This window comes from Nocardioides cavernae (assembly GCF_016907475.1).
Taxonomy (GTDB): Bacteria; Actinomycetota; Actinomycetes; order Propionibacteriales; family Nocardioidaceae; genus Nocardioides; species Nocardioides cavernae.
On sequence record NZ_JAFBCA010000001.1, the window covers coordinates 2328872 to 2344633 of the forward strand.

Genomic DNA, 15762 nt, shown 5'->3' on the forward strand with positions numbered 1-15762 from the left:
GGAGAGCCGTCAGCGGCCGCGCACGAGGTTGACGAGCGCCATGACCAACCAGCCGACCACGCAGATGACGCCGACCGTGCGGAGGACGCCGGCCAGGACGATCCCGGCGCCAGCCGCGACGGCGTACGGCGCGAACGCCATCACGACCACGGCGACCGACAGCAGCGCGAGCAGGGCGAGGAGGTACTTGCCCTGCCACTGCGCGCGCCGGAACAGCCCGCGACCCCAGCTCCCGACGCCGCGCGGCAGGTCGCGGACCACGCCCCGCACGAGGACGACCACCACGGCGACGTACGCCGCTCCCGCGAGCGCCCGCGACCACCACGGGGCGCCGGTCACGAGCAGGATGCCGAGCACCACGGCCGCGGCGAACAGCGACCACATCACCCGCCGGCCGAGCAGCAGGAGCACCGTGTCGAGGTTGTCGCGGACCTGCTTCTGCTGGGGGTCGCTGCCGACCGCGCCGCGGAGCAGCCCGGCCGCCCTGCCGAGCCGCCCGCGGTCCATCTCCGACGCCGCGAGGTTGTTCTGGGCGAGCGTGTGCTGCGGGTCGAGCGCCATCGCGTTGCGGAACGCCGCCTGCGCGCCCTCGTGGTTGCCGAGGGCGTCGAGGCAGAGACCGACGAGGTTGTGGGCGTCGGGGCTGTGCGGCGCCGCCTCCACCGCGCGCCGTGCCGCCTCGTAGGCGTCGCGGGTGCGCGGGCGGCGCAGGCTCAGCAGCGCGCGGGCGTACTGGTAGTGCGAGGTGAAGTCGTGCGGCGCCAGCCGGAGGCCGGACTCCGCAGCCGTGACGGCGCCCGTCCCGTCCTTGCGGTCGCACAGCACGTCGACCAGCACGTGGTGGGCGCCGGCGTCCTCCGGGTCGAGGGCGAGCGCGCTGCGCACGACCTGCTCAGCCTCGGCGTGGCGGTCCTGGCGGTTGAGGGCGCGGGCCAGCCCCAGCAGGGCGCGGCCCGACCCGGGGTCACCGGTCAGCACGTCGCGGAAGCGCTGCTCCGCCTCGACGTCGCGGCGCAGGTCGAGCAACTGCTCGGCGTGCGCGAGCGCCCGCCAGTCCGCCCCTCCGCTGTCCACGGGGCCCATCCTGACAAACTGCAGGGGTGACTGCCCGCGACATCGTGATCCTCGGCTCGACCGGGTCCATCGGCACCCAGGCGCTCGACCTCGTCCGCGCCCACCCCGACCGGTTCCGCGTGGTCGGCCTGACGGCCGGCGGGTCCAACCCCGAGCTGTTCGAGGCCCAGGTCGCGGAGTTCGCGCCGGCGTACTCCGGGCTGGGGGAGGAGGCGTCCACCGAGGCCGCCGGACGACCCTGCGACGTCGTGCTCAACGGCATCACCGGAGCCGTCGGCCTCCGCCCCACCCTCGCCGCCCTCGACGCCGGCACCACGCTGGCCCTCGCCAACAAGGAGTCGCTCATCATCGGCGGCCCGCTGGTGAAGGAGCGCGCCCGCCCGGGCCAGATCGTGCCGGTCGACTCCGAGCACAGCGCCATCGCCCAGAGCCTCCGTGCCGGCTCCGCCGAGGAGGTACGACGCCTCGTCCTCACCGCCTCCGGTGGCCCGTTCCGCGGTCGCACGGGCGAGGAGCTCGCCGACGTCACCCCGGAGCAGGCGCTGGCGCACCCCAACTTCGCGATGGGCCGGGTGATCACCACCAACTCCGCGACGCTGGTCAACAAGGGCCTCGAGGTCATCGAGGCGCACCTGCTCTTCGACATCCCCTTCGACCGCATCGACGTCGTCGTCCACCCGCAGCAGCTCATCCACTCGATGGTCGAGTTCGTCGACGGCGCGGTGGTGGCCCAGCTCGGCCTGCCCACCATGCTGGTCCCGATCTCCCTCGGGATGGGCTGGCCCGACCGGGTCCCCGACGCCGAGACGCCGATCGACTGGACCCGGGCGGCGGACTGGCGCTTCGAGCCCCTCGACGACGTGGTCTTCCCCGCCGTCACCCTCGCCCGGACCGCGGGGGAGCGCGGCGGCACCGCGCCCGCCGTCTACAACGCCGCCAACGAGGTCGCCGTCGACGCCTTCCACGACGGCCGGCTGCGCTTCCCCGACATCGTTTCCACGGTGGCACACGTCCTGGACCGTCACGACGTACCATCGAAGGCGCACCTCACCGTCGACGACGTCCTCGCCGCGGACTCCTGGGCGCGAGCCGAGGCCGCAGCCCTCATCTGACGCCCCTCCCCAGAAGGACCCTCCACGCACATGTCCGCCCTGCTCTACACCCTGGGTGTCGTCGCCTTCGTCCTGGCGATCCTCGTCTCGATCGGGCTGCACGAGTTCGGGCACCTCGTGCCCGCGAAGAAGTTCGGCTGCAAGGTGCCCCAGTGGTTCATCGGCTTCGGCCCCACGGTGTGGAGCAAGCAGATCGGTGACACCGAGTACGGCGTCAAGGCGATCCCGCTCGGCGGCTACGTCAAGATCGTCGGGATGCTGCCCCCCGGCGCCGAGGACCTCGTCGAGGAGACGACGTACGACGAGGACGGCGAGGCGGTCCACAAGGTCCGCCGCTCCAACACGGGCCTCTTCACCCAGCTGATCTCCGACGCGCGAGCAGCGGAGTGGGAGTACGTCAAGCAGCACGAGACCGACCGGCTCTTCTACCGCCTCCCGTGGTGGAAGAAGGTGATCGTGATGGCGGGCGGGCCGATGGTCAACATCGCCATCGCGTTCGGCCTGTTCGTCCTGCTCTTCGCGACCTACGGCAACCCGCGCGACGAGGTCGTCGAGCCGGTCGTGGCCGCCGTGCCCGCGTGCGTGGTGCCCGTCGAGGAGCAGGGCCGCGCCTGCGCCGCCGACGACCCGCCCACGCCCGCGAAGGAGGCCGGGCTCCGGGCCGGCGACGAGATCCTCAGCTTCAACGGCACGCCCTTCAGCGACTGGGACAGCCTCCAGTCGCAGATCCGCGCGAACGCCGACGGCGACGCCGTCATCGAGGTACGACGCGGCGACGAGCAGCTCACGCTGACCACCAACACCACCGTCACGCTGCGCCAGACCTCGATGGAGGACCAGACCCTCACCGAGGTGGGCTTCCTCGGCGTGCAGCCCGAGACCCGGCTCGAGACCGGCGGCGTCGTCTACACCGCGATCCAGATGGAGACGATGACCGTCGAGACGGTCAAGGCTCTCGGCCAGCTGCCGGTCAAGGTCTACGAGGTCGGGCGCGCCATCGTCGGCCTGCAGGAGCGCGACCCCGAGAGCCCGGTGTCGATCGTGGGTGGCGGCCGCTTCGCCGGCGAGGCGGCGGCCAGCGAGGCCTTCCCGCTCACCGAGAAGGTCGTCACGCTGCTGTTCCTCATCGCCAGCTTCAACTTCTTCATCGGCATGTTCAACTTCGTGCCGCTGCTGCCCCTCGACGGTGGCCACATCGCGGGGGCGCTCTACGAAGGCCTCAAGCGGGGCATCGCCCGGCTCCTCGGCCGCCCCGATCCTGGTCACGTCGACGTCGCCAAGCTGCTGCCGGTGGCCTACGTCGTGGGGCTCGCGATGCTGGTCATGGGCGTGGTCCTGATCGTCGCCGACATCGTCGTACCGCTGCGCCTGAGCTGACCCGGCCCGCACCCGAGCGGGTGGGGCCGCAGGCAAAAGTTCACGCAACCGTCTGAGCGGTCGCGATCGCTGTGGAATCCTGCGAGACGTGCCGCTGCCCGGGCGTGCGCGGGAGGCGTGCCCGAGCAGCGGTGCCGTGCTGCCCGGCCCGTACGATGAGGCCATGACTTCCGTCGGCTTGGGCATGCCTGCGCTCCCGCCCCCCGTCCTGGCCCCCCGCCGCAAGACCCGCCAGATCAAGGTGGGCTCGGTGGGTGTCGGCAGCGACTCGCCGATCTCGGTCCAGTCGATGACCACGACGCTGACCTCCGACGTCAACGCCACCCTCCAGCAGATCGCCGAGCTCACCGCGACGGGCTGCGACATCGTGCGCGTCGCGTGCCCGAGCCAGGACGACGCCGACGCGTTGCCGGAGATCGCCCAGCACTCGCAGATCCCGGTCATCGCCGACATCCACTTCCAGCCCAAGTACGTCTTCGCCGCCATCGACGCCGGCTGCGCGGCGGTGCGGGTCAACCCGGGCAACATCCGCAAGTTCGACGACCAGGTCAAGGAGATCGCGCGGGCCGCCAAGGACCGCGGCACCTCGATCCGCATCGGCGTCAACGCCGGTTCGCTCGACAAGCGGATCCTCGACAAGTACGGCAAGGCCACCCCCGAGGCGCTCGTCGAGTCCGCGGTGTGGGAGGCCAGCCTCTTCGAGGAGCACGACTTCCACGACTTCAAGATCTCGGTCAAGCACAACGACCCGGTCGTGATGGTCCGGGCCTACGAGCTGCTGGCCGCGGCCGGCGACTGGCCGCTGCACCTCGGTGTCACCGAGGCCGGCCCCGCGTTCCAGGGCACCATCAAGTCCTCGGTCGCCTTCGGCCACCTGCTCAGCAAGGGCATCGGCGACACGATCCGCGTCTCGCTGTCCGCGCCGCCGGTCGAGGAGGTCAAGGTGGGCCTCCAGATCCTGGAGTCGCTCAACCTCAAGCCGCGCCGCCTCGAGATCGTCTCCTGCCCGTCCTGCGGCCGCGCCCAGGTCGACGTCTACAAGCTCGCCGAGGAGGTCACCGCCGGCCTCGACGGCTTGGAGGTGCCGCTGCGCGTCGCCGTCATGGGCTGCGTCGTCAACGGTCCCGGCGAGGCGCGCGAGGCCGACCTCGGTGTCGCCTCGGGCAACGGTAAGGGCCAGATCTTCGTCAAGGGCGAGGTCGTCAAGACCGTCCCCGAGTCGCAGATCGTGGAGACCCTCATCGAGGAGGCCATGCGCATCGCCGAGGGCATGGAACCGGTCGACGGCGCGGAGGCCACCGTCAGCGTCTCCTGACCGTCGCGGGGCGCGACAGCGAGCCGCTCGGTCCCATTAGGCTCCAAGCGTGCTGAGGACCCGCGAGCAGGTGCGCGTGCTGGGCCCGGGCGACCGGGACGCCTTTATCGCGCTCGCGGAGCAGGACCCCGTCGTCAACGTCTTCGCCGACTACCGCGCCCGGCTCACCAACCTCGACGAACGGTGGCTCGGCGGACAGGTGTGGGGCCGCTTCGAGGGGGACCGGCTCGTCGCGGGCTGCCACCTCGGGGCCAACCTCGTCCCGGTGCAGTGCACGCGCGACGACGTGGGCGCCTTCGCCGACGTGGCGCTCCGCCGGCGCAACACCGTCGGCACCATCGTCGGCCCCGCCGCCGTCGTGGCGGCGCTGTGGGAGCAGATCGAGCCGCGCTGGGCGACGCCGCGGGAGATCCGTCCCGACCAGCCGCACCTCGAGATGGGTCGGGTTCCGACCATTGCCGCCGACCCCGGTGTGCGGGTCACCACCCCGCAGGACCTCGACCGGCTCTACCCCGCGTGCGTGGCGATGTACACCGAGGAGGTCGGCGTCTCGCCGGAGAACGACGCGGGTGGGGGAGACCTCTACCGCGCGCGCATCCAGCAGCTGATCGGCCGCGGTTGGTCGATGGCGAGCTTCGACGACCAGGGCGTGGTCTTCAAGGCGGAGATCGCCTGCGTGACGCCGTACGCCGCCCAGGTGCAGGGCGTGTGGGTCCGCCCCGACCGTCGGGGCGAGGGGCTCTCGACGAGCGGCATGGCGGCCGTGGTCTCCCATGTCGTCTCCTCCGGCGTGGCACCGGTGGTCTCGCTCTACGTCAATGAGTGGAACACCGCCGCGCGGGCGGCCTACGCGCGGGTCGGCTTCGAGCAGACGGCGACCTTCGCGACGCTGATGTTCTAGGCCGGTCGAGGTGCAGAAAAAAGTTCTTGTCCGGGTGTATCACGCAGGGGTGTACGCGCACCTGTGCTGACATGGGGACAATGGTCACCATGTCAGAGGACCGAAGGACTGAGGGGCAGTCCGACCAGTCACCGTGGGACATGGCCAGTGGGGCGTTCATCGCCTGGCGTTCGGGGGACGCCGCAGCGATGGACGAGCTGGTTGCCACGATGACGCCGATCCTGTGGCACGTGGTGCGGGCATACGGGCACGACCGCCAGACCGCCGAGGACGTGATCCAGGCGACCTGGCTCGGTTTCGTACGCCTCCACCGGACCATCGAGGACCCGCAGGCGGTCGCGTCCTGGTTGATCACCTCAGCCAGGCGCGGCGCAGCCGCACATACCAGGGCCGCGCGACGTGCGACCCCGGTGCAGGACGAGACGCTGCACGCCGCACTCCCGGACGCGGAGTCGGCCGAGGCGCTCGCGATGCTCGACGACGAGGCGTCACGGTTGTGGGGGGCCGTGGCGACCGTCGACGAGCGCTGCCGCAAGCTGCTGAGAGTCGTGGCCTTCATGGACCGCCCCGACTACCAGTCGATCAGCCAGGACCTCGACATGCCGGTCGGGAGCATCGGGCCCACGCGGGCGCGGTGTCTGGCGAAGGTCCGGACCGCTCTGATGAAAGGAGGCGAGCGATGACTGATGGGGACGCCGCTCTCCTCGAGGAACTGCGTGACATGTGGATGACCTATGACCCGCCGCCGCCCGGCCTCGTCGCGACGATGATCGCTGCCGTCGCTGCCGCCGACCTCGACGCGGAATGGGAGATGCTCACCCTCGTCCGCGACTCGCGCGACGAGCCCGCTGCCCAGGTGAGGGGACTCGCCACTTCGCGCATCCTCTACTTCACCGCCGCAGAGGGCTGGTCGCTCGACGCCGAGCTCGACGACGGCCAGGTCCGTGGACAGCTGCTCGACTTCGACGGTGACATGGGGGCCGTCGAGATCGTGGTCGATACGACCGACGGGCAGAGCTGGACCACCGCGCTCGACGAGGTGGGTTTCTTCACCCTCGGCGCCGAGCCGACCGGATCCGTGCGCTTCACGGTGCGCGACAGCGGCCGGTCGGCGACCAGTCGCTGGATCGAGCTCTGACCTCGTTCGATCCTGACGCCGGCCCTGCCCTTCCCCTCAGGGGCCGGGGTAGGGCTGGCGCAGCTCCTGGTGGGGGCCGATCGTCGGGTCGGAGTCGTACACCGACCTGGCGAGCACGGCGTCGCGCGCGTCACGTGCCGACACGCCCGTCTCGCTGATCTCCCGGGCGATGAGGCCGGCCACGACCGGAGCGGAGAACGAGGTGCCGCTCCACCGCGCCATCCCCGTGGTGAAGACCCGGACGTCACCCTTGTTCGGTGTCTCGTGGCACTCGAAGGTCCCGTCGGGGAAGGCGTTGACCACGTTGCGGCCCAGCGCGTAGACGTCGGCGGACACGCCGAAGTTGGAGAAGCTGGAGACGCGCCCGTCCCGGTCGAGGGAGCCGACGCCGACGCACCAGTCGAAGGCGGCGGGCCAGAAGGGGGCCGCCCAGGAGTCGTTGCCGGCAGCGGCGACGAGCACGCAGTCGCGCTCCTTGAGGTGCTTGTGGTGGAACTTCCGCATCGCGATCGAGGGCCGGTCGCGCCGGGTGCGGCAGCCGGCCGAGAGGTTGATGACCTGCGGGTCGTGCCGGAGCGCCTCCTCGAGCTGCACGACGAGGTCGGACTCCAGGATCCCGCCGCCACCGACACCACCGATCGCGAAACCCTCCACGTAGACATTCGTCTCCGGGGCGACGCACCGCACGACCCCGGCGATGAACGTGCCGTGGCCGGCGTACGGACGCAGGTCGGGGCCGTTGAGCTCGTCGTCGCCCTTCACGCCCTTGAGCCACGGGGTGCGGGGGTCGGTCGCGGCCGGCGGGTGCCAGCCGGTGTCGACCACGACGACGCTGACCTCGCGGCCCTTCTCCAGCGGCGCGACCGGCGGCCACGGCTCGGTGAGGCCGGTCTCCTGGGCTTCGATCGCCGGGCACATGCTGCCTCCGCCGCCGCCGGGGGAGACGTGCACCCAGTGGTCGGGTGACGCGGCACCGCGCGGCAGGCCGTTGTCCTCGAGGAGGTCGAGCACCTCGGGCACCGACTGTCCGTCACGACGCTCGGGCAGGACGTAGCGGACGACCTCGCCGTCGAGCAGATTGACGTCGTCGCGACGCAGCTCGCCGGTCAGGATCCGATCGCCCACCTGGGCCACGAGGCGCTCGAACGCCTCGACGTCCTCGACGCCCACCAGGACCCGGTCGGGATGGAAGACGTACGTGAAGTCGGCGGGGGCCAGCGTGTCCCACGCGACCTCACCGTCGTTGGCCTTCTGGAAGGCGCGGATCTGGTCGGTGGTACGTCGTCGTCGGTCGTCGCCGATCTTCCAGTCACCTGACATGGTCCGACGCTAGCGTCGTCGGGGTCCCGGGCCGAGGGGTTCTCGAGAGATTTCCGCGCGGATCCGCGAGGATGGACCCGTGGATCGGGACGAGGCGGAGGAGCTGCTCCGCACCCTGTTCGCCGATCCCGGAGCCGCTCGGGCCACGGCCGAGGCCGTCCTCGTCACCGACGACGACCCGGCGGTCTCGTCGATAGGCCACCAGATCATCGGCATCGTGCTCCGCGACCTCGGCCACGCCGATGTCGCACTCCACGAGCTGCGGACGGCCCTGCGCCTGGCCAGGCGATCGGGCGACACCGCCCGCGCCGGCGACGTGCTGGCCACGCTCGGCGCGTCCCTCTGCCTCGGCGGCCGGACCACCGAGGGGCTCCGCCTGCTCGGCGAGGCCGAGGCCGCGCTGCACGGCGTCCCGCTCGGGCGCATGCTGGTGCGTAGGGCCCTCGTGCTGGGCCATCTGCTCGCGCGCTTCGAGGACAGCGCGTCAGACCTGCGGCGGGCACGTGAGCTGTTCGCCGGCAGTGGGGACCACGTCTGGGAGGCGCGAGCACTCAACCTGCAGGGCCTCGTCGACGTCAACCAGGGCGACATCGAGTCGGCGGAGCGGGCCTTCGCGGAGTACGGCGTGCTGGCCGCCGAGGTCGGCGACGGGGAGGCCGTCGCGGTCAGCGTCCACAACCGCGGCTGGCTCGCCTTCGTGCGCGGTGACCTGCCGGAGGCGATGGAGCGATTCGCCGACGCGGCGGCTCGCTTCGAGGGGCTGGGCGTCACCAACGTGGACCTCGTCTTCGACCAGGCGTCCGCCTACCTGGCCGGGGGTCTCGCCGAGGACGCCGTCGCCATCGTCGAGGCGGCCCTCGTCGCTCGCCCCCTGCAGGGTCGCGAACGTGCCGACCTGCTGATCGGGGTCGCGGAGGCCGCCCTCGCGGCCGGTGACTCGCGGCGGGCGATGTCCGCCGCCGACGAGGGCGCGGCGATGCTGCGCGCCCAGGCGAGGCCCGTTCACCGGCTGGAGGCGGAGCTGCTGTCGATCACCGCCCGAGACCGGGCGGGCCAGCAGCCCGGCCCGCTCCTGCGCCGGGCGGAGCGCGTCGTGGCCGGCCTGCGGGACGCTCGTGCCCCCCAGCTGCCGCACGCGCTCCTGCTGGGTGCCGGGCTGGCGAGCCGCGTCCGGTCGGCTCGTGCGGCCGGGCTCGCGTCCGACTGGCTCGCCGAGGCGGCGTCCTTCCGGCAGGCCCCCACCGGCGCCGTCCGAGCGCTCGGCTGGTTCGCCCAGGCACGAGCCCGCGACCTGCTCGGGGACTCCGGCGGCGTGCTGCGTGCGTGCGAGCTCGGTCTGCGCGCGCTCGACGAGCACCGTGCGACCCTCGGGAGCCAGGAGCTACGGGCCGGGTCGGCCGGGCACGGCGCGGCGCTCGCCGAGCTGGGCACACGCACCGCGATGGCCAGCGGCGACGCCAGGCAGCTGCTGCGGTGGTCCGAGCGGTGGCGGGCGACCGCCCTCTCGACGCCGGCCAGGAGCGCGGGCCACGATGAGGAGACCGCTGCCGACCTCACAGCGCTCCGGGCCCAGCGCCGACGGCTGGACGAGGCCCGCTCGGAGGGCGCACCCACCGACGCGCTGGAGGCGCGGGCGACGCGGCTCGAGCAGACGGTGCGCCGCCGGTTGCTGCAGGAGCGGGGTTCGGGCGAGGCGGCCGCGACCCTCGACGTCGAGCCCCTGCTCGCGGCGCTCACCGAGGACGACACGGTCCTCGTCGAGCTGACCGAGCTCGACGGCGTCCTGCACGCGCTCGTGGCGGGTCGCGGGCGCGTACGCCACCGGGTGGTCGGCGATGCCGCTGCCGCTGCCGCTGCCGTGGATTTCTCGTTGTTCACCCTGCGCCAGGCCGCTCGCGGGCGCCGGGCCCAGCTCGAGGTGGCCGGCGGCCGGCTCGAGCGCGCGCTGCTCGGGGCCGCGCTGGACGGCCTGGGGGAGCAGCGTGTCGTGGTCTGCGCACCCGCAGCGCTGCAAGGCGTCCCCTGGGGCCTGCTCCCGTCCCTGGCGCACGGACCCGTGACCGGCACGCCGTCGGCGCGGTTGTGGCTACGGGCCCGGACGTCCGCGCCGGCGGACGACCGTCGGGTGATGCTCGTCGGGCCGGGGCTCGGCAGCGGTGGCGCAGAGGTCCCGGCGGTGGCGGCCGAGGACCCGCGGGCAGAGGTGCTCGACGGCGAGGCGGCGACCGTGTCGGCCGCGCTCGCGGCGCTGGACGGGGTCGCGCTGGCGCACGTCGCCGCCCACGGTCACTTCCGCGAGGACAGCCCGCTCTTCTCCTCGCTCACCCTCGCCGACGGGCCCCTGCTCGTGCACGACCTCCAGGGCTTGGGGCGCCCGCCCCACCGGGTCGTGCTGTCGGCCTGCGAGTCGGGCGTCATGCAGCCGGTCGGCGACCAGGAGCTCCTCGGCCTGGCGGCCGCGCTACTGTCCATGGGCACCGCCGGGGTGGTCTCGAGCCTCGCCGAGGTCGACGACGCCGCGACCGTCGACGTGATGGTCGCCCTCCACGCCCGGCTCCGGCAGGGAGGCGGGCTCGGCGACGCGATGCTCGCGGCTCGCGAGGCCGCGGCGGGTGACTCCGTGCTGGCCGCGACCGCCGCGTCGTTCACCGTGCTCGGGATCTGAGGGGCTGCTGCCGCGGGGTGGCGGCACATCGCACGTCGAGGGGTCTGTTGGGTGCGATCTGCCGCCACCCGGGGTGGCGGCACATCGCACGTGGAGGGGTCTCTCTGTTGCGATCTGCCGCCACCCACGGACGGACCGCGGCGAACGCAACCAGTGCCCTGAGCCCAATCAGGGAGGCGTGACCTTGACCGGGTCGGTCGCGTTCTCGCACTCCGCGAGCGTGCAGCGTACGGTCGCCGACTTCCGCGTGCCGTTCACCTCGAGCAGCACCGTGCCGGGGGACTCCCACTGCCAGCCGCTGATCCACCCCGTCGTCCAGGTGGCGAGCCGCGTCCCGCGGAGGGTGCGCAGCGTGATCCTGCCCGGGCCCACGCCATCGGTGAGGATGTGGAAGGTCAGCAGCTGCGTGCCGTCCGGCGAGATGGCGGCGACGCGCTCCTTGCAGGACCGCCACACCGTCGTGCCCGGGTCGCTCAACCGCACGAGACGCGTGCACCCGCCGATGTAGGGGTCGGTCGTGGAGGTGGCGAGCAGGTCGTGCTCGATGCTGACGGCGCCGGCGGCATCGCGCGTCACAGTCCCCACGCGGTCCGGCCCGACGCGCCAGAGCACGGTGCGTCGCAGCGTCTGCACCACAACCTTGCGGTCGTCGGCCGTGACGGCCTGGGGCCAGCCGTCGAAGACCCGGCTGCGGACCTCGGAGCCGTCGCTCGCCGACCGCACCGTCACCGCCGCCCTGCGGAAGCCGGACTCCGCCATCGTCACCAGCCGCGAGCCGTCCTCGCTGAGCAGCGCCCAGCGGGACTCGAAACCGACGAAGATCGTGCGCACGGACCCGTCGGGCTCGACCCGCACGATCCGGGCCCGTCGCTGCTCGCCGACCCGGTTGTTCGTCCAGGTCGCGGCGATCCAGGCGGCCCCCGACGCGCCGAGGACGTCCCCGTCGTTGCCCGGCAGCTCGATGCGGCGCTCCCCGTCGACGAAGAGGCCGTCCTCGATGTGGGGGACGGCGATGTCAGCGCCGCGGGCCAGCGCCTGCGGCTGCAGGTCGACGGTGGGCGCTGCCGCCCGAGCGGCGGGCAGGCCGACAGCGGCGCTGACGGCGACCGCGGCGACGGCGGTGGCGAGCACGGGCCGCATGGCGGCCGCGAGGACGGTGGTGGAGCGCGGCATGGTGGTTACCCCCGAAAAGGACATGGTGTCACCCGGGAGACGCCGACGGGGCCGTCGGGGTTGCCTCCGCCCACCCGGCAATCTGGTTCGCGGCCGCAACAGGCGCACCCCTATCGTTGCGCCCATGACTGGCCGCATCCTCCGCATGTCGACCCTGTTCGTGCGCACCCTGCGCGACGACCCCAACGACGCCGAGGTGCCGAGCCACAGGCTGCTCGTCCGCGCCGGCTACATCCGCCGTGCCGCACCCGGCATCTACACGTGGCTGCCGCTGGGGCTCCGCGTCCTCCGCAGGATCGAGGACGTCATCCGCGACGAGATGGACGAGATCGGCGCCCAGGAGCTGTCGTTCCCGGCGCTGCTGCCCAAGGAGCCCTACGAGGCGAGCGGGCGCTGGGCGGACTACGGCCCCAACATCTTCCGGCTGCAGGACCGCAAGGGCGCCGACTACCTGCTCGGACCCACGCACGAGGAGATGTTCACCCTCCTGGTGAAGGACCTCTACTCGTCCTACAAGGACCTGCCGCTCTCGATCTACCAGATCCAGACGAAGTACCGCGACGAGGCGCGTCCCCGTGCCGGGCTGCTGCGCGGCCGCGAGTTCATCATGAAGGACTCCTACTCCTTCGACATCGACGACGCCGGGCTCGAGGAGTCCTACCAGAAGCACCGCGACGCCTACATCCGGATCTTCGACCGGCTCGGCTTCGAGTACGTCATCGTCAAGGCGACCTCCGGCGCGATGGGCGGCTCGGCCAGCGAGGAGTTCCTCGCCAAGGCCTCCGTCGGTGAGGACACCTACGTCCGCTGCACCCTCTGCGACTACGCCGCCAACGTCGAGGCCGTCGCCGTGCCCGCGCCGCCCGCACTGCCGTACGACGACGCGCCCGCCGCGCACGCCGAGGACACCCCCGACACCCCGACCATCGGCACCCTCGTCGCCCACCTCAACGACGCCTACCCGCGCGACGACCGACCCTGGGCCGCCGGTGACACCCTCAAGAACGTCCTGGTCGTCCTCAAGCACCCCGACGGCACCCGCGAGCCGCTCGCGATCGGCGTGCCCGGTGACCGCGACGTCGACCAGAAGCGTCTCGAGGGCCAGCTCGAGCCGATCGAGGTCGAGGCGATGGACGAGGCCGAGATGGCCAAGCACCCCGCCCTGGTCAAGGGATACATCGGCCCCGAGGCGCTGGGGGAGGAGTCCAAGTCGGGCATCCGCTACCTCGTCGACCCCCGGGTCGTGGAGGGCACCCGCTGGGTCACCGGCGCCAACGTGCCGGGCTCCCACGTGCTCGACCTCGTCGTCGGCCGCGACTTCACGCCCGACGGCACGATCGAGGCGGCCGACGTGCGCGACGGCGACCCCTGCCCGAACTGTGACGCAGGCACGCTCGAGTCCGCCCGCGGCATCGAGATGGGCCACATCTTCCAGCTCGGCCGCAAGTACGCCGAGGCGCTCGGGCTGAAGGTGCTCGACGAGAACGGCAAGCTCGTCACCGTCACGATGGGCTCCTACGGCATCGGTCCGTCCCGCGCCGTGGCCGCGATCGCCGAGGGCACGCTGGACGACCTGGGCCTGTGCTGGCCGCGCGACGTCGCCCCCGCCGACGTCCACGTGGTGGCCGCAGGCAAGGACGAGGCGATCTTCTCCGCCGCCGAGGTGCTCGCCCAGGGCCTGAAGGGCGCCGGCGTCGAGGTGCTCCTCGACGACCGCGCCGGGAAGGTCAGCCCCGGCGTGAAGTTCAAGGACGCCGAGCTCATCGGCGTACCGACGATCGTCACCGTCGGCCGTGGCCTGGCCGACGGCAACGTCGAGGTCCGCGACCGCCGCACCGGCGAGCGCGAGGACGTCCCGGTCGCCTCCGCGGTCGCGCGCATCACCGAGATCGTCCGCAGCTAGGCGCCGCGTGGGCCGGTCGAGGAAGGACGAAGCGCCCTCACGCGACCTGGCTGCGTGGCGCGCCCACCTCTCCGCCATCCGCCCTGACGCCGACCCGTCCGAGGCGGACTGGTGGGACACCACCTGGGAGTCAGGGACGCCGGCAGCCGTCGGCTTCCTCATCCCGCGTGGCTTCGAGGCGTACGCCCGGGTGCTCCACCCGGCACGCGACCGGGAGGGGCGCGGCGTCAGGTGGGCCGCGGTGGCTGTGGAGAGCGGCACCACGCTCCACCCCGAGGCCCAGTGGCACCGCCTGGCCGGTGGTCGCGACCTGGACCCCCGCGGGGCAGGTCCGGACCCAGCGCGGTGGCCGGGCAACGAGCCCATGGTCGGGACGCTCGAGCGGCCACTGTTCGAGGCACTCGCCGACGTGCTGGCCTCGCACACCGCCACCCCGGACCCGACGTTCGTCGCGTTCTGGGTGGGCCATGGTCTGTGGCCGCGTTCCTGGGACGACGCACCGACGACCCACCGCCCAGCACGCGAGTCGTACGTGTTCGAGCGCCCGATCTCCGAGGTGGTGACACTGTGCGCCGAGGCGCCGGCCGTGGGGTACGCCCTCGGCACACCGACGGGCACGGCCATCGCCTTCGCCGAAGGCACGCCGTCGTGGATCCCGACGCCCGACGAGCAGTTCGAGTCGTTCGCGCCGCACCAGTGGCAGAGTCCCAGCGCCTGGTGGCCGGCGGACCACACGTGGGCGACGTCCAGCGACACCGACCTCGACTCCACCCTGGTCGGTGGAAGCCGCGCACTGGTCGACGACCTGCTGGCCGACGAGCGGCTCGAAGTGCTGCCGTGGCCGGTCGACGGCTCACTGTGGGCAGGCGCCGACATCGTCAACGCGTGATGGTGGAGTCCCGGGGTCACCCGGTGACCCCACGACTCCGCCATCTGCGCGGCGGCGACCGATAGGTTCGCGCACATGGCTCATGCGCGGATCGAGGCGGTCATCTTCGACTGGGGCGGCACCCTGACGCGCTGGCACGACGTGGACTTCCACGCCGAGTCGGTGGCGCTCGCCCAGGCCGTACGTCGCACGCCCTCGCCGGACGACGACCACCACGCCCACGCCGAGCGCCTGCACCGCGCCGGCGACGTCATCTGGGGGCGCAGCCGCGACCACCAGCAGAGCGCCACCATCGCCGACCTCTTCACCGAGGCAGGGCTCGACCACGACCCCGACCTGCTCGCGGCCTACTACGAGTTCTGGGAGCCGCACACGCTCACCGACCCCGAGGTGCGGCCGATGTGGGAGGAGCTGCGCTCGGCAGGGGTCAAGGTCGGCGTGCTGTCCAACACCATCTGGCCGCGGGAGTGGCACGTCGGCTTCTTCGAGCGCGACGGGGTGTACGACCTCGTGGACGGCGACGTCTACACCAGCGAGGTCCCCTGGACGAAGCCCTCCCCGCTCGCGTTCGGGGCGGCGATGGACGCCGTGGGCGTGAGCGATCCGGCTGCGTGCGTCTACGTGGGGGACCGGCTCTTCGACGACGTGTGGGGCGCCCACAACGCGGGGATGCGGGCGATCCACGTCCCGCTGTCGTCGATCCCCGCCAACCAGGTCGGCCACACCGAGGGCGAGCCGGACGCCACAATCACGTCCCTGCGCGAGGTCCCGGACGTCGTACGCCGGCTCGACGCCTCCTGAGGAGGAGGCCGCCGCGACTCCTGAGCGTGGCACTTCTGCAACTTCGTGCGTTGCAGGAACATGCAAGTGGATCCGGCTTTCGCTTCTGGTGGAT

13 protein-coding genes are annotated in these 15762 nt (G+C 72.4%); 10 read left to right on the plus strand and 3 right to left on the minus strand.

All coding sequences use genetic code 11. The annotated features are described in order from the left end of the window. Window positions 1-9: 9 nt before the first annotated feature. On the minus strand, window positions 10-1074 hold the full coding sequence (locus tag JOD65_RS10870) for a tetratricopeptide repeat protein (RefSeq protein WP_191196769.1): 1065 nt from the start codon (window positions 1072-1074) through the stop codon (window positions 10-12). Between the two features lie 26 nt (window positions 1075-1100). Here JOD65_RS10870 and dxr point away from each other — a divergent pair, with 26 nt between their 5' ends. The 6 genes from dxr to JOD65_RS10900 all read left to right on the plus strand — a co-directional run bounded on the left by dxr (window position 1101) and on the right by JOD65_RS10900 (window position 6917). Continuing rightward, window positions 1101-2186, plus strand: coding sequence for a 1-deoxy-D-xylulose-5-phosphate reductoisomerase (dxr, locus tag JOD65_RS10875; RefSeq protein WP_191196770.1), 1086 nt, complete (start codon window positions 1101-1103; stop codon window positions 2184-2186). 30 nt (window positions 2187-2216) lie between these two features. Next, window positions 2217-3563: a M50 family metallopeptidase gene (locus JOD65_RS10880; RefSeq protein ID WP_191196771.1), complete on the plus strand. Its 1347-nt coding sequence runs from the start codon at window positions 2217-2219 to the stop codon at window positions 3561-3563. A 163-nt stretch (window positions 3564-3726) separates the two neighbouring features. Continuing rightward, the gene (ispG, locus tag JOD65_RS10885; RefSeq protein WP_191196772.1) at window positions 3727-4878 is read left to right on the plus strand and encodes a flavodoxin-dependent (E)-4-hydroxy-3-methylbut-2-enyl-diphosphate synthase; all 1152 of its coding nucleotides are present in this window, start codon (window positions 3727-3729) and stop codon (window positions 4876-4878) included. A gap of 49 nt (window positions 4879-4927) precedes the next feature. Continuing rightward, complete coding sequence (locus JOD65_RS10890; protein ID WP_191196773.1) at window positions 4928-5779, plus strand: GNAT family N-acetyltransferase; 852 nt, start codon at window positions 4928-4930, stop codon at window positions 5777-5779. An 89-nt stretch (window positions 5780-5868) separates the two neighbouring features. After that, window positions 5869-6462 (plus strand): RNA polymerase sigma factor, encoded by a 594-nt coding sequence (locus tag JOD65_RS10895; RefSeq protein WP_204811110.1) that lies wholly within the window; start codon window positions 5869-5871, stop codon window positions 6460-6462. Further along, complete coding sequence (locus JOD65_RS10900) at window positions 6459-6917, plus strand: hypothetical protein (protein ID WP_191196775.1); 459 nt, start codon at window positions 6459-6461, stop codon at window positions 6915-6917. Before JOD65_RS10895 ends, JOD65_RS10900 begins: the two co-directional genes overlap by 4 nt. Window positions 6918-6953: 36 nt before the next feature. Here the strand turns inward: JOD65_RS10900 and JOD65_RS10905 are convergent, their stop codons facing one another. Further along, on the minus strand, window positions 6954-8237 hold the full coding sequence (locus tag JOD65_RS10905) for a S8 family peptidase (RefSeq protein ID WP_191196776.1): 1284 nt from the start codon (window positions 8235-8237) through the stop codon (window positions 6954-6956). A gap of 79 nt (window positions 8238-8316) precedes the next feature. On the opposite strand from JOD65_RS10905, the gene JOD65_RS24000 reads away from it, so the two are divergent. Further along, window positions 8317-10902: a CHAT domain-containing protein gene (locus tag JOD65_RS24000; RefSeq protein ID WP_191196777.1), complete on the plus strand. Its 2586-nt coding sequence runs from the start codon at window positions 8317-8319 to the stop codon at window positions 10900-10902. 168 nt (window positions 10903-11070) lie between these two features. Here the strand turns inward: JOD65_RS24000 and JOD65_RS10915 are convergent, their stop codons facing one another. Then, complete coding sequence (locus JOD65_RS10915; protein ID WP_191196778.1) at window positions 11071-12075, minus strand: hypothetical protein; 1005 nt, start codon at window positions 12073-12075, stop codon at window positions 11071-11073. Between the two features lie 124 nt (window positions 12076-12199). Here JOD65_RS10915 and JOD65_RS10920 point away from each other — a divergent pair, with 124 nt between their 5' ends. From JOD65_RS10920 to JOD65_RS10930, 3 genes are all read left to right on the plus strand, one after another. Then, on the plus strand, window positions 12200-13978 hold the full coding sequence (locus JOD65_RS10920; protein WP_224748071.1) for a proline--tRNA ligase: 1779 nt from the start codon (window positions 12200-12202) through the stop codon (window positions 13976-13978). Between the two features lie 7 nt (window positions 13979-13985). Then, entirely contained in the window at window positions 13986-14867 is an 882-nt protein-coding gene (locus JOD65_RS10925) for a hypothetical protein (RefSeq protein WP_191196779.1), read from the plus strand. A 75-nt stretch (window positions 14868-14942) separates the two neighbouring features. Next, on the plus strand, window positions 14943-15668 hold the full coding sequence (locus JOD65_RS10930; RefSeq protein ID WP_191196780.1) for an HAD family hydrolase: 726 nt from the start codon (window positions 14943-14945) through the stop codon (window positions 15666-15668). Window positions 15669-15762: the final 94 nt, after the last annotated feature.